This is a genomic window from Pseudomonas frederiksbergensis (assembly GCF_035751725.1).
Taxonomy (GTDB): Bacteria; Pseudomonadota; Gammaproteobacteria; order Pseudomonadales; family Pseudomonadaceae; genus Aquipseudomonas; species Aquipseudomonas frederiksbergensis_A.
Genome location: NZ_CP142104.1, coordinates 1,884,881 through 1,901,369, shown reverse-complemented (window position 1 = coordinate 1,901,369; position 16,489 = coordinate 1,884,881). Strand labels below are relative to the sequence as shown.

General features: G+C 56.0%; 13 protein-coding genes, 2 tRNA genes and 3 rRNA genes. 7 read left to right on the top strand and 11 right to left on the bottom strand.

Features of this window, described 5'->3' with window-relative positions; all coding sequences use genetic code 11:
• Positions 1-22 precede the first annotated feature (22 nt).
• Positions 23-760, bottom strand: coding sequence for an SDR family oxidoreductase (locus tag VQ575_RS08575; protein WP_039594570.1), 738 nt, complete (start codon positions 758-760; stop codon positions 23-25).
• A gap of 199 nt (positions 761-959) precedes the next feature.
• Here VQ575_RS08575 and VQ575_RS08570 point away from each other — a divergent pair, with 199 nt between their 5' ends.
• Entirely contained in the window at positions 960-1,907 is a 948-nt protein-coding gene (locus VQ575_RS08570) for an AraC family transcriptional regulator (RefSeq protein WP_045155514.1), read from the top strand.
• Positions 1,908-2,086: 179 nt separating this feature from the next.
• Positions 2,087-2,632 carry a hypothetical protein gene (locus VQ575_RS08565; RefSeq protein WP_325919447.1) on the top strand — a complete coding sequence of 182 codons (546 nt, stop codon included), beginning with the start codon at positions 2,087-2,089 and terminating at the stop codon, positions 2,630-2,632.
• Positions 2,633-3,129: 497 nt separating this feature from the next.
• Here the strand turns inward: VQ575_RS08565 and VQ575_RS08560 are convergent, their stop codons facing one another.
• A complete protein-coding gene (locus VQ575_RS08560) occupies positions 3,130-3,588 on the bottom strand; it encodes an SRPBCC family protein (protein ID WP_039594573.1) in 459 nt (152 codons plus the stop codon).
• Between the two features lie 117 nt (positions 3,589-3,705).
• Between VQ575_RS08560 and VQ575_RS08555 the strand changes: the two genes are divergently transcribed.
• Positions 3,706-4,107 (top strand): lysozyme inhibitor LprI family protein, encoded by a 402-nt coding sequence (locus VQ575_RS08555; RefSeq protein WP_325919446.1) that lies wholly within the window; start codon positions 3,706-3,708, stop codon positions 4,105-4,107.
• Between the two features lie 99 nt (positions 4,108-4,206).
• Here the strand turns inward: VQ575_RS08555 and rrf are convergent.
• From rrf to VQ575_RS08525, 6 genes are all read right to left on the bottom strand, one after another.
• Positions 4,207-4,322 (bottom strand): 5S ribosomal RNA (gene rrf / locus VQ575_RS08550).
• A gap of 157 nt (positions 4,323-4,479) precedes the next feature.
• Positions 4,480-7,371: ribosomal RNA gene (locus VQ575_RS08545) — 23S ribosomal RNA — on the bottom strand.
• 249 nt (positions 7,372-7,620) lie between these two features.
• Positions 7,621-7,696 (bottom strand) — tRNA-Ala (locus tag VQ575_RS08540).
• A gap of 27 nt (positions 7,697-7,723) precedes the next feature.
• Positions 7,724-7,800 (bottom strand) — tRNA-Ile (locus tag VQ575_RS08535).
• 65 nt (positions 7,801-7,865) lie between these two features.
• Positions 7,866-9,410: ribosomal RNA gene (locus VQ575_RS08530) — 16S ribosomal RNA — on the bottom strand.
• Together the 16S, 23S and 5S rRNA genes with 2 tRNA genes alongside form the textbook arrangement of a ribosomal RNA operon.
• A 301-nt stretch (positions 9,411-9,711) precedes the next feature.
• Positions 9,712-9,891, bottom strand: coding sequence for a hypothetical protein (locus VQ575_RS08525; protein ID WP_325919445.1), 180 nt, complete (start codon positions 9,889-9,891; stop codon positions 9,712-9,714).
• Positions 9,892-10,094: 203 nt separating this feature from the next.
• Here VQ575_RS08525 and rhtA point away from each other — a divergent pair, with 203 nt between their 5' ends.
• Both rhtA and VQ575_RS08515 read left to right on the top strand, forming a co-directional pair.
• The gene (gene rhtA / locus VQ575_RS08520) at positions 10,095-10,982 is read left to right on the top strand and encodes a threonine/homoserine exporter RhtA (protein ID WP_039593738.1); all 888 of its coding nucleotides are present in this window, start codon (positions 10,095-10,097) and stop codon (positions 10,980-10,982) included.
• Positions 10,983-11,147: 165 nt separating this feature from the next.
• Positions 11,148-11,429 (top strand): hypothetical protein, encoded by a 282-nt coding sequence (locus VQ575_RS08515; RefSeq protein WP_039593737.1) that lies wholly within the window; start codon positions 11,148-11,150, stop codon positions 11,427-11,429.
• Between the two features lie 7 nt (positions 11,430-11,436).
• Here the strand turns inward: VQ575_RS08515 and VQ575_RS08510 are convergent, their stop codons facing one another.
• Positions 11,437-12,006 (bottom strand): TetR/AcrR family transcriptional regulator, encoded by a 570-nt coding sequence (locus tag VQ575_RS08510; protein ID WP_039593736.1) that lies wholly within the window; start codon positions 12,004-12,006, stop codon positions 11,437-11,439.
• 88 nt (positions 12,007-12,094) lie between these two features.
• On the opposite strand from VQ575_RS08510, the gene VQ575_RS08505 reads away from it, so the two are divergent.
• Positions 12,095-12,823, top strand: a complete 729-nt coding sequence (locus tag VQ575_RS08505; RefSeq protein ID WP_325919442.1) for an SDR family oxidoreductase — start codon at positions 12,095-12,097, stop codon at positions 12,821-12,823.
• 33 nt (positions 12,824-12,856) lie between these two features.
• The gene (locus VQ575_RS08500) at positions 12,857-13,447 is read left to right on the top strand and encodes a 2-hydroxychromene-2-carboxylate isomerase (protein ID WP_325919441.1); all 591 of its coding nucleotides are present in this window, start codon (positions 12,857-12,859) and stop codon (positions 13,445-13,447) included.
• A gap of 9 nt (positions 13,448-13,456) precedes the next feature.
• On the opposite strand, the gene VQ575_RS08495 is transcribed toward VQ575_RS08500, so the two are convergent.
• Positions 13,457-15,265 carry an aminopeptidase P family protein gene (locus VQ575_RS08495; protein ID WP_325919440.1) on the bottom strand — a complete coding sequence of 603 codons (1,809 nt, stop codon included), beginning with the start codon at positions 15,263-15,265 and terminating at the stop codon, positions 13,457-13,459.
• 58 nt (positions 15,266-15,323) lie between these two features.
• On the bottom strand, positions 15,324-16,478 hold the full coding sequence (locus tag VQ575_RS08490) for a cysteine desulfurase family protein (RefSeq protein WP_325919439.1): 1,155 nt from the start codon (positions 16,476-16,478) through the stop codon (positions 15,324-15,326).
• Positions 16,479-16,489: the final 11 nt, after the last annotated feature.

Genomic DNA, 16,489 nt, shown 5'->3' with positions numbered 1-16,489 from the left:
CTCTCCTGTGGACCGGTTCGTCTCAATACGGGCTGGCCGTCGGCCGCACGACCAGTTCGCTGACGTCGACGTCGGCCGGTTGTTCGATGGCGTATGCAATGGCCCGGGCGATGGCCTCGGCGGGGATGGCGATCCTGCGGAACTCGCGCATCTCGGCGCGCCCGCCTTCATCGGAAATGCTCTCGGCCAGTTCCGATTCGGTAACGCCGGGGGAAATCACGGTCACGCGAACGTCGCCGCCCACTTCCTGGCGCAGGCCCTCGGAAATGGCCCGCACGGCGAACTTCGTGGCGCAGTACACGGCGGCCGTCGGGCTGACAGCGTAGGCACCGATGGAGGCGATGTTGATGAATTGACCGCTGCGCTGGCGTTGCATCAGTGGCAGGCCTGCGGCGATACCGTGGAGCACGCCGCGAATGTTGACGTCGATCATCCGATCCCATTCCTCGACTTTCAGGGCCTCGAGCTTGGAGAGGGGCATGACGCCGGCGTTATTGATGATCACATCGAGCCGGCCGTATTTTTCGACGGCGAAATCGATCAGGCTCTGGACGTCGTCGCGACGGGTCACGTCAACGGCTTTACAGGCAGCGCGGTGGCCGGCGGCCTCAAGTTCCTGCACAAGCGTTTGCAAGCGGTCCGCGCGCCGGGCGCCGAGCACAACGCAAGCTCCCCGGGCTGCCAGCAAGCGTGCCGCCGCCTCGCCAATCCCGCTGCTGGCGCCCGTGATGACAACGACTTTGTTTTGAATATCGGACATGATCGATTCCTCGTCTGGATGTGTTGGCTCCTGGGTGGAGCGTTTCGACAGGTCCAGATTAGGGATTCGCTCCGCGCTTCGGTTAGCCGGATTCTCCTGCGCATTTGCACGATCCTGTAACGATAACGCCTCTGGCCGTCGCGGCTGCAATCAGCTTTACTAGCGCGATCCATTGAATTGGCCAGGGAGATTGATCGGCATGTCGGTATCCACGTCCATCACCATCACGCCCGATAACCGCGTAGACCTGCGTCGCGCCGAACTGGCGAGCCTGATGAAGCGCTTCGCCCCGGAATATGGCGTCCACTCCACGGCCATCGAGGCCTTGCACCTGATTCGCAGCGACCAGCCCACCGAAGCCTTGCACGTCGTGCATAAACCGGGGCTCTGCGTCATTGTCCAAGGGCGCAAAGAGGTCACGCTGGCGGACGAACGCTACGTTTATGACCCGCTCAATTACCTGGTGGTATCGGTGACGCTGCCGCTGGCCGGCCAAGTGATCGAGGCCAGTCCCGAGCAACCGTACCTATGCATTCGCCTCGACATTGATCCGGCCCAGATCTGTCGGTTGATCGCCGATGCCAGCCCCATTGGCGTACCGACCGAAAGGGCCGATCGCGGATTGTTCCTGGATAGCATCGATGAACCCTTGCTCGACGCAATGCTGCGTTTAATGCGGTTGCTCGACAGCCCAGACGACATCGCTACCCTTGCGCCCTTGGCCCAACAGGAGATCTTCTATCGGCTATTGCGAGGATCCCAAGGTCGGCGTCTGCATGAAATTGCCATTCCTGACACGCAGACACATCGCATCAGCCGCGCCATCGAGTGGCTCAACAGCCATTACGCCGAGCCGTTGAGCATCGATAGCCTGGCGCAAATGATCAATCTCAGCCCTTCGGCCCTGCATCATCGCTTTAAAGCCGTGACCGCCATGAGCCCGCTCCAGTACCAGAAACAGCTGCGCCTGCAGGAGGCCCGACGACTGCTCCTGGCCGAGAACTGCGACGTTTCGTCAATCGGCTACAAGATGGGCTATGAAAGCCCTTCCCAGTTCAGCCGTGAGTACAGCCGTCTATTTGGCGCCTCGCCCAGCAAGGACATCGCTCGCCTGCGCGCCATGGCAGTGCAGGCCAATAGCGCCTGATCCTGCATGCAAACAGGATCAGGCAAACGCATGGCAGTTTCCGACTAACGACGTCCAGCTACCCATCCCTATTCTGAACCCATGCAGCACGACAACCGTCCGGGCTGCAACGGGTTCAGCAGATCATGACATCTGAACGACCCGGCACTCACCCCTTTGATAAGACCGGAGTCATAGCCATGAAAATGTTCAATTCCTCGATTGCCGTTATTGCCTTTGCTCTGAGCACCATGGCATTCGCCCTGCCAAGCCAGCAACAAGACCGATTCTTTACCCAAGCGCTTGATCAGCAAGAATCCGTAGCGGCAGACGGTGCGGAGCGTACCCCAGGTGGCCAGGCACTGGCTGCTGATGGTTCGGAACGAACCCTAGGTGGCCAGGCACTGGCTGCTGATGGTTCGGAACGAACCCTAGGTGGCCAGACACTGGCTGCTGATGGATCGGAACGTACCCTAGGTGGTCAGACACTGGCTGCTGATGGTTCGGAACGTACCCTAGGTGGCCAGACACTGGCTGCTGATGGTTCGGAACGTACCCTAGGTGGCCAGACACTGGCTGCTGATGGTTCGGAACGTACCCTAGGTGGCCAGACACTGGCTGCTGATGGTTCGGAACGTACCCTAGGTGGCCGGGCATTGGCTGCTGATGGTTCGGAACGTACCCTAGGTGGCCGGGCATTGGCTGCTGATGGTTCGGATCGAGTGTCGGCCCACCGCCTGGCATGAAGACCTACTTTACTGCAGACAAAAAAAAACCCGCCTAGGCGGGTTTTTTTGAGGACCTATTAGACTCCTGTCCGGCACTCCATGCCTGGTCCCATCATCCGTGACCCCGAGCACTCCCTGTACTCAACGGTTGTACATAGGTTAGTGCGGTCGCGATCGCGGGCAAAGACGATAAAACAGCAATGGCGTGTAAGCTTTTCGCCATTTAGTGTTCTCGACAGTTTTTGGACAGACGAAAAAAAACCCGCCTAAGCGGGTTTTTTCCAAGACCATTACGACTCCCTGTCGATAGCCATCCTGGCAAGGTCGATCATCCCTGATCCTGAGCACTCCCTGTGCTTCAGTGGATGAGTCCAGATTACGCGTCGGATCCAAAGTGAAACAGAGGACATAACTACCAAGCCGTGTAAGACATTCGCTATAGCAGTCCCTCCGAAAACCCCTAGCCAACCCGGCATCGGATCACTCCATGACTTACGTGGGGGCTCAGGATCCATTCAAGCCTTGCTCAGGAACTCTTCGATATTGGCCATTTGCTCATCCCAGCCACGACTGTCCATGCGGAACGCCTTGAGTCGACGAGCCTCAGGAATACCGTTGAATCCCGATTCCACGACCTTTAGCAACGTGCCGCCATTCATATCTTCAAGTTCGAACTGCACCCGGGTCTCGGTCTCCTGGGAGTAATCGATCTTCGGCTCGACAGCGTAGGGGTGCCATCGAAACGAAAACACGCGCTCGGGCTCGACACGCTCCACCATCACATCCCAAACCAAATGTTCGTAGCCTGGGTATGTGATCTGCCCTTGAGTGCGCACGCCTGCGACAAAACGTTTCCCTTTGAGATTCACACCAAACCATTGGCCGAAGATCTCAGCATTGGCCAGAGCGCGCCAAACCTGCGAACGGGGCGCCTTCAGTAAGATCTTTCTTTCAATACGATCAGGTAAATGCATGGGTCACCTCCTGTGTTCAACAGTAGGCTTGTAAGACCACGAGGCCAACCGGAAAGTTGTGTCGGCGCATTGTTTGGGTACACTCCTCCGCAGTTTCACCCCACAAGGAGATTGATAATGTCCACCCGCTTGCTGCTGCCCCTGGTGCCGCTGTTTTTGATCGGCATGGCGAACGCTGATGATTGCGCCAATGCGATGACCCAAGCTGCGATGAACCAATGTGCGGCCCAGGAGAGCAAGGCTGCCGACAAAGAATTGAATACCTTGTACAAAAAAATCACGGCGCGTCTCAAAGACAATGCCGAGGCCAAGCAGCTTTTGGTCAAGGCACAACGCGCCTGGATTGGTTTTCGTGACGCCGAATGCAGCTTTTCTGCGTCCGGTGTTGAAGGCGGCAGCGTCTATCCGATGATCCACAATGGCTGCATCACCCGCTTGACGAAAGCGCGAGTTCAAGCGTTCAAAATCTATCTTGAATGCAAGGAAGGGGATCTGAGCTGCCCTGTGCCGGGGGCTTGATTGCCGGCTATGAACAAGGGTGACCCTGAGGTCACCCTTTTTTTCACAGTCAAAACAAAACCCCTACCTGCATCAGCAGATAGGGGTTTCGGAATTGAATCTTGACGATGACCTACTCTCACATGGGGAAACCCCACACTACCATCGGCGATGCATCGTTTCACTTCTGAGTTCGGGATGGGATCAGGTGGTTCCAATGCTCTATGGTCGTCAAGAAATTCGGGTACTGAGTCGTGGCCTAATGACCTCGCTTCAGCAAATTGGGTATGTGACAGCTTTCGGTGTTTTGTGAGTTTCGAACTTTCGGTTCGTTTCGTCTTCACACACCGCAATCTGGTGCTCTTTCGAGTCAGCAAATTGCTTGGGTGTTATATGGTCAAGCCTCACGGGCAATTAGTACAGGTTAGCTCAACGCCTCACAGCGCTTACACACCCTGCCTATCAACGTCGTAGTCTTCGACGGCCCTTCAGGGAGCTCAAGGCTCCAGTGAGATCTCATCTTGAGGCAAGTTTCCCGCTTAGATGCTTTCAGCGGTTATCTTTTCCGAACATAGCTACCCGGCAATGCCACTGGCGTGACAACCGGAACACCAGAGGTTCGTCCACTCCGGTCCTCTCGTACTAGGAGCAGCCCCTCTCAAATCTCAAACGTCCACGGCAGATAGGGACCGAACTGTCTCACGACGTTCTAAACCCAGCTCGCGTACCACTTTAAATGGCGAACAGCCATACCCTTGGGACCGGCTTCAGCCCCAGGATGTGATGAGCCGACATCGAGGTGCCAAACACCGCCGTCGATATGAACTCTTGGGCGGTATCAGCCTGTTATCCCCGGAGTACCTTTTATCCGTTGAGCGATGGCCCTTCCATACAGAACCACCGGATCACTAAGACCTACTTTCGTACCTGCTCGACGTGTCTGTCTCGCAGTCAAGCGCGCTTTTGCCTTTATACTCTACGACCGATTTCCGACCGGTCTGAGCGCACCTTCGTACTCCTCCGTTACTCTTTAGGAGGAGACCGCCCCAGTCAAACTACCCACCATACACTGTCCTCGATCCGGATAACGGACCTGAGTTAGAACCTCAAAGTTGCCAGGGTGGTATTTCAAGGATGGCTCCACGCAGACTGGCGTCCACGCTTCAAAGCCTCCCACCTATCCTACACAAGCAAATTCAAAGTCCAGTGCAAAGCTATAGTAAAGGTTCACGGGGTCTTTCCGTCTAGCCGCGGATACACTGCATCTTCACAGCGATTTCAATTTCACTGAGTCTCGGGTGGAGACAGCGCCGCCATCGTTACGCCATTCGTGCAGGTCGGAACTTACCCGACAAGGAATTTCGCTACCTTAGGACCGTTATAGTTACGGCCGCCGTTTACCGGGGCTTCGATCAAGAGCTTCGCGTTAGCTAACCCCATCAATTAACCTTCCGGCACCGGGCAGGCGTCACACCCTATACGTCCACTTTCGTGTTTGCAGAGTGCTGTGTTTTTAATAAACAGTCGCAGCGGCCTGGTATCTTCGACCGGCGTGGGCTTACGCAGCAAGTGCTTCACCCTCACCGGCGCACCTTCTCCCGAAGTTACGGTGCCATTTTGCCTAGTTCCTTCACCCGAGTTCTCTCAAGCGCCTTGGTATTCTCTACCCAACCACCTGTGTCGGTTTGGGGTACGGTTCCTGGTTACCTGAAGCTTAGAAGCTTTTCTTGGAAGCATGGCATCAACCACTTCGTCACCCAAAGGGTAACTCGTCATCAGCTCTCGGCCTTGGAATCCCGGATTTACCTAAGATTCCAGCCTACCACCTTAAACTTGGACAACCAACGCCAAGCTGGCCTAGCCTTCTCCGTCCCTCCATCGCAATAACCAGAAGTACAGGAATATTAACCTGTTTTCCATCGACTACGCTTTTCAGCCTCGCCTTAGGGACCGACTAACCCTGCGTCGATTAACGTTGCGCAGGAAACCTTGGTCTTTCGGCGTGGGTGTTTTTCACACCCATTGTCGTTACTCATGTCAGCATTCGCACTTCTGATACCTCCAGCAAGCTTCTCAACTCACCTTCACAGGCTTACAGAACGCTCCTCTACCGCATCACTTACGTGATACCCGTAGCTTCGGTGTATGGTTTGAGCCCCGTTACATCTTCCGCGCAGGCCGACTCGACTAGTGAGCTATTACGCTTTCTTTAAAGGGTGGCTGCTTCTAAGCCAACCTCCTAGCTGTCTAAGCCTTCCCACATCGTTTCCCACTTAACCATAACTTTGGGACCTTAGCTGACGGTCTGGGTTGTTTCCCTTTTCACGACGGACGTTAGCACCCGCCGTGTGTCTCCCATGCTCGGCACTTGTAGGTATTCGGAGTTTGCATCGGTTTGGTAAGTCGGGATGACCCCCTAGCCGAAACAGTGCTCTACCCCCTACAGTGATACATGAGGCGCTACCTAAATAGCTTTCGAGGAGAACCAGCTATCTCCGAGCTTGATTAGCCTTTCACTCCGATCCACAGGTCATCCGCTAACTTTTCAACGGTAGTCGGTTCGGTCCTCCAGTCAGTGTTACCTAACCTTCAACCTGCCCATGGATAGATCGCCCGGTTTCGGGTCTATTCCCAGCGACTAGACGCCCTATTAAGACTCGCTTTCGCTACGCCTCCCCTATTCGGTTAAGCTCGCCACTGAAAATAAGTCGCTGACCCATTATACAAAAGGTACGCAGTCACCCAACAAAGTGGGCTCCCACTGCTTGTACGCATACGGTTTCAGGATCTATTTCACTCCCCTCTCCGGGGTTCTTTTCGCCTTTCCCTCACGGTACTAGTTCACTATCGGTCAGTCAGTAGTATTTAGCCTTGGAGGATGGTCCCCCCATATTCAGACAAAGTTTCTCGTGCTCCGTCCTACTCGATTTCACTTCTAAGATCCTTTCGCGTACAGGGCTATCACCCACTATGGCCGCACTTTCCAGAGCGTTCCGCTAAAATCAAAGAAGCTTAAGGGCTAGTCCCCGTTCGCTCGCCACTACTAAGGGAATCTCGGTTGATTTCTTTTCCTCAGGGTACTTAGATGTTTCAGTTCCCCTGGTTCGCCTCTTGCACCTATGTATTCAGTACAAGATAACCATCTTATGATGGCTGGGTTCCCCCATTCAGACATCTCCGGATCAAAGTCTGTTTGCCGACTCCCCGAAGCTTTTCGCAGGCTACCACGTCTTTCATCGCCTCTGACTGCCAAGGCATCCACCGTATGCGCTTCTTCACTTGACCATATAACCCCAAGCAATCTGGTTATACTGTGAAGACGACATTCGCCGAAAATTCGATTGAGCTCCAAGAGCCCTTCACAAATTTTACCTTAGCCTGATCCGTTACCAGTGAAAGTAACGTCCAGTCTATCTTTCTATCACATACCCAAATTTTTAAAGAACGATCTAATCAAAAGACTAGAAATCAACATTCATCACCGCCTTGGTGGAATGTCATTTCTAAGCTTTAAACGTTGGAACCAATCTGTAATGGTGGAGCCAAGCGGGATCGAACCGCTGACCTCCTGCGTGCAAGGCAGGCGCTCTCCCAGCTGAGCTATGGCCCCGTATCGCTACAGGGTACACCATGAAATTGGTGGGTCTGGGCAGATTCGAACTGCCGACCTCACCCTTATCAGGGGTGCGCTCTAACCAACTGAGCTACAGACCCAATCGTCTTCTTCAATGAATCAAGCAATTCGTGTGGGAGCTCATGAAGCAGCTGCGGTCGTCGATTAAGGAGGTGATCCAGCCGCAGGTTCCCCTACGGCTACCTTGTTACGACTTCACCCCAGTCATGAATCACACCGTGGTAACCGTCCCCCCGAAGGTTAGACTAGCTACTTCTGGTGCAACCCACTCCCATGGTGTGACGGGCGGTGTGTACAAGGCCCGGGAACGTATTCACCGCGACATTCTGATTCGCGATTACTAGCGATTCCGACTTCACGCAGTCGAGTTGCAGACTGCGATCCGGACTACGATCGGTTTTGTGGGATTAGCTCCACCTCGCGGCTTGGCAACCCTCTGTACCGACCATTGTAGCACGTGTGTAGCCCAGGCCGTAAGGGCCATGATGACTTGACGTCATCCCCACCTTCCTCCGGTTTGTCACCGGCAGTCTCCTTAGAGTGCCCACCATAACGTGCTGGTAACTAAGGACAAGGGTTGCGCTCGTTACGGGACTTAACCCAACATCTCACGACACGAGCTGACGACAGCCATGCAGCACCTGTCTCAATGTTCCCGAAGGCACCAATCCATCTCTGGAAAGTTCATTGGATGTCAAGGCCTGGTAAGGTTCTTCGCGTTGCTTCGAATTAAACCACATGCTCCACCGCTTGTGCGGGCCCCCGTCAATTCATTTGAGTTTTAACCTTGCGGCCGTACTCCCCAGGCGGTCAACTTAATGCGTTAGCTGCGCCACTAAGAGCTCAAGGCTCCCAACGGCTAGTTGACATCGTTTACGGCGTGGACTACCAGGGTATCTAATCCTGTTTGCTCCCCACGCTTTCGCACCTCAGTGTCAGTATCAGTCCAGGTGGTCGCCTTCGCCACTGGTGTTCCTTCCTATATCTACGCATTTCACCGCTACACAGGAAATTCCACCACCCTCTACCATACTCTAGCTCGACAGTTTTGAATGCAGTTCCCAGGTTGAGCCCGGGGATTTCACATCCAACTTAACGAACCACCTACGCGCGCTTTACGCCCAGTAATTCCGATTAACGCTTGCACCCTCTGTATTACCGCGGCTGCTGGCACAGAGTTAGCCGGTGCTTATTCTGTCGGTAACGTCAAAACACTAACGTATTAGGTTAATGCCCTTCCTCCCAACTTAAAGTGCTTTACAATCCGAAGACCTTCTTCACACACGCGGCATGGCTGGATCAGGCTTTCGCCCATTGTCCAATATTCCCCACTGCTGCCTCCCGTAGGAGTCTGGACCGTGTCTCAGTTCCAGTTCCAGTGTGACTGATCATCCTCTCAGACCAGTTACGGATCGTCGCCTTGGTGAGCCATTACCTCACCAACTAGCTAATCCGACCTAGGCTCATCTGATAGCGCAAGGCCCGAAGGTCCCCTGCTTTCTCCCGTAGGACGTATGCGGTATTAGCGTCCGTTTCCGAGCGTTATCCCCCACTACCAGGCAGATTCCTAGGCATTACTCACCCGTCCGCCGCTCGCCACCAGGTACAAGTACCCGTGCTGCCGCTCGACTTGCATGTGTTAGGCCTGCCGCCAGCGTTCAATCTGAGCCATGATCAAACTCTTCAGTTCAAACATCTTTGGGTTTTGAGAAAACCCTAAACTTGGCTCAGCAATCGTTGGTTACATCTTTGATTTCTCTCGGAGTAACTTGTGATGCTGATAATCTGTTGACTAGCAGTCTGACTCCACAAGCACCCACACGAATTGCTTGATTCAGTTGTTAAAGAGCGGTGGGTTGAGCCTTTCGTCTCAACCGAGGCGCGCATTCTACAGCGCCCCGCGCATCTGTCAAGCGGTTATTTTAAGAAGTTTTCAAAGTTTCGCTTGGAAATCCTTAACAACTTCAACCACTTGCGCTTTCGATCTCTCGTTAGCGGGAGGCGAATTCTACAGCGTTGTTCGCTGCTGTCAACACCTCTTTTTTACCGCTTTCGACCGAGAAGATCGAATCGCCGATAGAGCCAAACAACACCGCCCTATCAACTCCTTCAGCACTTCGATGAACTGAAGCGCCTGACTTGCCGAAACCATCTAACTCATTGAAACTCAAGGAGTTTTCCGTCTCGACTGCGCCGGAAGTGGGGCGAATTATAGACATCCAGAATCTGCCGTCAACCCTTTGTTGTGTCTTTCTCCATCTTTATGGATGAAAGAGCTCAAGGGCGCCTTATATATAGACTACGTCGCTTGAAATGCGCACTATATTGCTCAATCCACTTCCCCCCTGCCCTTTTCATTGGATGACACCCCGTAATGACTCCACCCAATCGCAGCCTGGCCTCTTCTTTATTTCCGGTTGCCTTGCTACTGGTCGCCATGGCCTCCATCCAGTCCGGCGCTTCCCTCGCCAAGAGCATGTTCCCGATAGTAGGCGCGCAAGGCACGACGACCCTGCGGCTGATTTTCGCCAGCATCATCATGTTGTTATTGCTACGCCCGTGGCGGGCCAAACTCACAGCCCAATCCTTGCGCACCGTGTTGGTCTACGGGATGGCCCTGGGGGGCATGAATTTTCTCTTTTATATGTCACTTCGTACCGTTCCGCTGGGCATTGCGGTGGCATTGGAGTTTACCGGCCCTCTGGCGGTTGCGATTTATGCGTCACGTCGGGCGATTGATTTTCTCTGGATTGCCCTGGCGTTGGTCGGCCTGCTGCTGCTCATACCCAACGGAGCCGCCAGCACCAGCATCGACTTGATCGGAGCAGGCTATGCATTGGGCGCAGGCGTGTGCTGGGCACTGTACATTTTGTTTGGCCAGAAAGCCGGCGCGGACAACGGCGTGCAGACCGCTGCACTAGGGGTCATGATCGCCGCACTGTTTGTCGCGCCCATTGGCATTGTGCACGCCGGTGCCGCACTGCTGACACCAAGTCTTATTCCAATCGCCATTGCGGTGGCCATTCTGTCTACTGCCCTCCCTTATACCTTGGAGATGATTTCCCTGACCCGAATTCCCGCCCGCACGTTCGGCACGCTGATGAGTGTCGAGCCCGCGATCGGCGCCTTGTCGGGACTGGTGTTCCTTCAGGAATACCTATCGCTGGCGCAGTGGGCCGCCATTACCTGCATTATCCTTGCGTCAGTCGGCGCAACGCTGACGATGGGCGATGCCGCCAAACCCGTCATTGCGGCAGATTAATCAGTTTGATCATAGGTCTGGTATTTGCCGCCCATTTAGGCCATGTTTAGCCTCGTAACCTAATGCTGGACATGGATTTTTTCATACAGGACGTCATGAACGCTTCAAGCGAGAGCGAACACAGCCGTACGTAGACACAAGATCCACGACGGCATAAGGACGGGAATGAAACGAATTTTGATCTTGATCGCCATACTGGCAATTGCGGGCTGCGCGGCGACTTCGAAAACCGAAATGAAGCGCGGTAAAAAGGGCTTGCACATCAATTGCTCTGGGCTGACTTCATCCTGGGAGCAATGCGCCGCCACCGCTGCCAATTCATGCGCCCCAAAGAACTACAAGGTGATCGCCAAATCGGGGGATACCGTCGAGGAGCCGGGAGACTATCCATTCGGACTCAACCCCGCCGGGTATACCAGTCGCAGCATGATCGTCATCTGCAAATAAGCAGGGATCAGTCAAACGGTCGGTCGGTGATACGACGGCTGATTTCGTCATAGCTGGATTTGAGGACATCGCGTTGGACCTCGGGAGTCGCAAGCATGCGCGCAACCACCAACGCCCCGACACATTGCGACAACACCGACCACGCCAAGCTATCGCTTCCTAAGATTCGCGCCCAGCCTTCATGCAGCCGGCAGATCCAAGTCTGCGCCGCCTCGCGTACCTGCATATCCGAACGTGCAATCTCTGCCCCCAACACCGGCAATGCACACCCTGCCTCGGGTTGTTCAACGTGGCCCATGCTCAAGTATTGCTTGAGGCAACGCTGCAACTTTACTGCGTCCATGCCCCCCTCACCGTTCAAACGGTCCAGGCTCTGGGCGAGTTCTCTTTCGACAATGGCCCTGAAAAGCTCATCCTTGGACGAGAAATGGCTGTAGAACGCACCACCGCTCAGCCCGATTGCCTTCATCAAGCCATCGACGCCTACCGTGGCAAAACCGGACTTTTTGATGGAGGTGGCGCTGCTCGCGAGCAGCTTTTCGCGGGTTTCCATCTTGTGGTTAGCTGAATAACGCATCGTCTTGCCCCTGATGTACACCTTGACGTTCTCCCGACCTTAACATAACGTCCGTTTAGTTAACGATCGTTTATCAATGGAGCTAGCCATGAATAACAAGAAGGTCGTACTGGTTGTTGGTGCCGGCGATGCCACGGGTGGGGCAATAGCCAGGCGTTTCGCCCGGGAAGGTTTCGTGGCCTGCGTCACGCGTCGAAGCGCCGACAAACTTGAGCCACTGGTGGACAGTATTCGGGCCGAAGGGGGTGAAGCCCACGGGTACGCCTGCGATGCGCGCAAGGAAGACGATGTCATCGCGCTGATCGAACAGATAGAAAGCCAGGTCGGGCCGATCGAAGCATTCATCTTCAATATCGGCGCCAATGTGCCGTGCAGCATTCTGGAGGAGACGGCTCGCAAGTACTTCAAGATCTGGGAGATGGCTTGCTTCTCCGCATTTCTCAATGCGCGGGAAGTTGCTAGGCGCATGGTCAAGCGCCAACGCGGCACAATCCTGTTCACTGGGGCCACGGCAGGATTGCGCGGCGCGTCAGGGTTCGCCGCGTTTGCCGGGGCCAAGCATGGCGTACGAGCGCTGGCGCAAAGCATGGCGCGTGAACTAGGCCCGATGAACCTCCATGTGGCTCATGTGGTAGTGGACGGTGCCATCGACACTGCGTTTATCCGTGACAATTTCCCGGAAAAATATGCAACCAAGGAGGAGGACGGCATCCTCGATCCGGAACACATTGCCGAGAATTATTGGTACTTGCATACCCAGCCTCGCGACGCATGGACCTTCGAGCTGGACCTGCGCCCCTGGAGCGAACGCTGGTAAGCCTCCCCTCATAACAATAAGAGAGCAGCCCCCATGAGCAAATCCGTAGAGTTTTTCTTCGACCTCGGCAGCCCGACCACCTATCTGGCCTACACCCAGTTGCCTGCGCTTTGCGCACAAACGGACAGTGAACTGATCTACCGTCCCATGTTGCTAGGTGGCGTCTTCAAGGCAACTGGCAACGCCTCCCCTGTTACCGTGCCGGCCAAGGGGCCCTATCTGTTCAAGGACTTGAATCGCTTTGCCATCCGTTATGGCGTTGAGTTCAAGCTCAACCCCTATTTTCCAATCAACACATTGCTGCTGATGCGCGCCGTAACCGGCATGCAATTGCGCCATCCGGACCGCTTCGAGGCTTTTATCGATTGCCTGTTCCGCGCCCTCTGGGTGGACGCCCGCAACCTCAACGATCCGGCGACAGTTGCGGCGACCCTGAACGAAGGTGGCTTCGATCCTGAATATGTCCTCGCCCTGACCACCGACCAACACGTGAAGGACCATCTCAAGGATGCCACCGACGAAGCCATCCGTAGAGGTGTGTTTGGAGCACCGAGCATGTTCGTCGGCAACGAATTGTTCTTTGGCCAGGATCGGCTGGACTTCGTCCGTGAAGCCCTGGCCTGACCGTTTTTGTCAGATGGTCGCGGTCCGCATGTTCAGCCATTGCAACGCGTCGCCTTCCAGCAACGGGCTCAATCGACGCTGGACCTCGGCGTGGTACGCATTGAACCAGTCTTTTTCGTCCTGGGTCAGCAAGGATGGCTCAAGGCAGCGGGTGTCGATCGGGCATAGCGTCAAGGTTTCGAAGGACAGGAACTCACCGAACTCACTGCTCCCCGCCTCGCGGTTGAGCACCAGGTTCTCGATACGCACTCCCCAACGACCTGGCCGATAAGTGCCGGGCTCGATAGACGTGATCATCCCCGGTTGCATCGCGGTTTGCGGCGCGGCGGCGGCCTGGTAGGCAATGACCTGCGGCCCCTCGTGGACGTTCAGGAAATAACCGACACCGTGACCGGTGCCATGGCCATAATCCACCTGTTCGGCCCAGATTGGCGCGCGGGCGATGGCATCCAGCAAAGGCGACAGAATGCCTCGGGGAAATTTGGCCCGCGACAAGGCAATCACACCCTTGAGGACTCGGGTGCAATCACGCTTCTGCTCTGGTGTCGGCGTTCCGACCGGCACCATGCGCGTGATGTCCGTGGTGCCGCCAAGATACTGCCCCCCCGAATCAATCAGCAGCAAGCCATCGCCTTCAATGACGGCGTGCGCTTCTTCCGTGGCGTGGTAGTGAGGCATCGCGCCGTTGGCGTTGAACGCGGCGATGGTATTGAAGCTCAGGGAAACGAAATCCGGCCGACGCATGCGCGCCGCGGTCAGATGCTCATCGATGGTCAGCTCGGTGATGCGCTCACGGCCCCAGGCGCTTTCCAGCCAGGCGAAGAATTCGCAGAGAGCGGCACCATCCTGCTCCATTGCCTGGCGAATATGCTCGGCATCTGCCGGGGTCTTGCGGGATTTGGCCAGCGTCGTCGGGTTGAGCCCTTCGACCAGCTTGACGCCATTGTCCAGGTTACCCAGCAAGCCGACGGTGACCCGCGCCGGATCAATCTGCAGACTCGCACCGCTTGGCACTTCACGCAGCGCGACAACGGCTTCGCTGTAATCGCGCAGCGTCACGCCATCCTGTTCAAGCGTTGCACGCAGTGCCGCATCGACTTTGTCCAAGGCAACGAACAGCGTCGCCTGTTGCTGGCCAATCAAGGCAAAGGAGACGAACACAGGGTTGAACGACACATCCGCGCCGCGCAGGTTGAACAGCCAGGCAATGTCATCCAGGGTGGCAATGAAGTGCCAATCGGCGCCGCGTTCCTTTAGCGATTCGCGCAGCTTGGCCAGTTTTTCCACACGACTTACCGTCGCTTGTGGCGGCAGGTGGGCGTAGACGGGCTGATTCGGCAGGGCTGGACGATCGGTCCAGACCTTATGCAACAGGTCGATATCGGTACGCAACCGCGCCCCACGCGATTCAAGCTTGCTGCTCAGCGTCCGGGCCGACGCAACGGCCATGACTGCTCCGTCAACCGCTACCACACCCCCCTCGGGCGTTTGTTCACCGAGCCAATCCAATGGGCCGGGCTGACCTGGAACAAGCTTGACCAACTCAATCCCGCTGCCTTCCAGCTCCTTGGTGGCTTGTTCCCAGTACCGACTGTCGGCCCAGACCCCGGCAAAATCCAAGGTCACGATCAAAGTACCTACCGAGCCATGGAACCCGGACAACCATTGGCGACCTTGCCAGTAGCCCGGCAAGTATTCCGAAAGATGCGGGTCGGCCGAAGGCACCAGCAGCGCATGGATGCCCTCCTCGCGCATCAACTGGCGGATTCGGACCAGGCGCTGGGGAATCTGTCCTGGGGTCGAAGGCTCGGTACTCATCATCACTCCTGCTAATTCAATTTTATTGTTCGTACGCCGAACGTGTTCGGCTCAAGGGTTACACCCAAAATGCCGGGGCAGCGGCGCAGGCGGACTTGATCAACCGCACCGCCTCGTCAATGTCCTGCTCGCTGGTGAAACGCCCCAGGCTCAAGCGAATGGTCCGCCCGGCCGCACGTGCATCGTGCCCCAGGGCCAGCAGGACATGGGATGGGGTGTTTTGCGCCGAGTTGCAGGCCGACGTCGCGGAAAACGCAATCGAGGAGCCCAACGTCGCCGGGTTGAACTCGCCTTCATTGAACGTCAAGCTCAGCGTATGAGGGATTCGGCAACTCGGGCTGCCATTCATACATACGCCGGGCAACGTCAACAGCGGCTCAAGCAAACGATTGCGCAATTGATCGATCTTGGCGAGCTCCTCGTCAAATGACTGCGACGCCAGTTCGAACGCCGTTCCCATGGCCACAATCTGATGGGTCGCCAATGTACCGGAGCGCAAGCCACCTTCATGGCCTCCGCCATGGATCTGCGCCGACACCCGTGGCCGTGCACGATCGCCGACGTAAAGCGCGCCGATGCCCTTGGGACCGTAGATCTTGTGTGCAGAAAAAGACATCAGATCCACCGGCCAACGGGCCAGGTCGATGCTCATCTTCCCCGCGCCCTGGGCGGCGTCCATGTGAAACAGCGCGCCGTGCTCTCGAACGATCTCACCGATGGCGACGGCGTCGTTGACGGTCCCCAGCTCATTGTTCACCAGCATCAACGACACTAGGAACGTGTCCTCGCGCAACGCCTCGCGGACAGATTGCGGATTGATCAGGCCATCGGTTCCCGGCGCCAGCCAAGTCACCGCGACACCGCCCTCTTCAAGCTGCCGGACCGTATCAAGAACTGCTTTATGCTCGATCAAGCTGGTGATCACGTGCCCACGCGCACCGCGCGCCTGGGCCACCCCCTTCAGGGCCAGGTTATTGGATTCGGTGGCACCTGAAGTCCAGACGATCTGATCGGCTTGAGCGCCAACCAAACGGGCCACTTGTTCCCGCGCCTGCTCCACGGCACGTCGTGCCTCCTGGCCGAACGCATGGGAGCTGGAGGCAGGGTTGCCAAAATTGCCGTCAAAACCCAGGCATTGGACCATGACCTGGATCACCCGCTCATCCACCGGCGTGGTGGCCGCGTAATCAAAATACAAAGGACGCTTATTCATAAGGAAACTCG

Coding starts and splice junctions, on each gene's coding strand:
- VQ575_RS08575 (WP_039594570.1), bottom strand. CDS start 760: ATGTCCGATATTCAAAACAAAGTCGTTGTCATCACGGGCGCCAGCAGC.
- VQ575_RS08570 (WP_045155514.1), top strand. CDS start 960: ATGTCGGTATCCACGTCCATCACCATCACGCCCGATAACCGCGTAGAC.
- VQ575_RS08565 (WP_325919447.1), top strand. CDS start 2,087: ATGAAAATGTTCAATTCCTCGATTGCCGTTATTGCCTTTGCTCTGAGC.
- VQ575_RS08560 (WP_039594573.1), bottom strand. CDS start 3,588: ATGCATTTACCTGATCGTATTGAAAGAAAGATCTTACTGAAGGCGCCC.
- VQ575_RS08555 (WP_325919446.1), top strand. CDS start 3,706: ATGTCCACCCGCTTGCTGCTGCCCCTGGTGCCGCTGTTTTTGATCGGC.
- rhtA (WP_039593738.1), top strand. CDS start 10,095: ATGACTCCACCCAATCGCAGCCTGGCCTCTTCTTTATTTCCGGTTGCC.
- VQ575_RS08515 (WP_039593737.1), top strand. CDS start 11,148: ATGAAACGAATTTTGATCTTGATCGCCATACTGGCAATTGCGGGCTGC.
- VQ575_RS08510 (WP_039593736.1), bottom strand. CDS start 12,006: ATGCGTTATTCAGCTAACCACAAGATGGAAACCCGCGAAAAGCTGCTC.
- VQ575_RS08505 (WP_325919442.1), top strand. CDS start 12,095: ATGAATAACAAGAAGGTCGTACTGGTTGTTGGTGCCGGCGATGCCACG.
- VQ575_RS08500 (WP_325919441.1), top strand. CDS start 12,857: ATGAGCAAATCCGTAGAGTTTTTCTTCGACCTCGGCAGCCCGACCACC.
- VQ575_RS08495 (WP_325919440.1), bottom strand. CDS start 15,265: ATGAGTACCGAGCCTTCGACCCCAGGACAGATTCCCCAGCGCCTGGTC.
- VQ575_RS08490 (WP_325919439.1), bottom strand. CDS start 16,478: ATGAATAAGCGTCCTTTGTATTTTGATTACGCGGCCACCACGCCGGTG.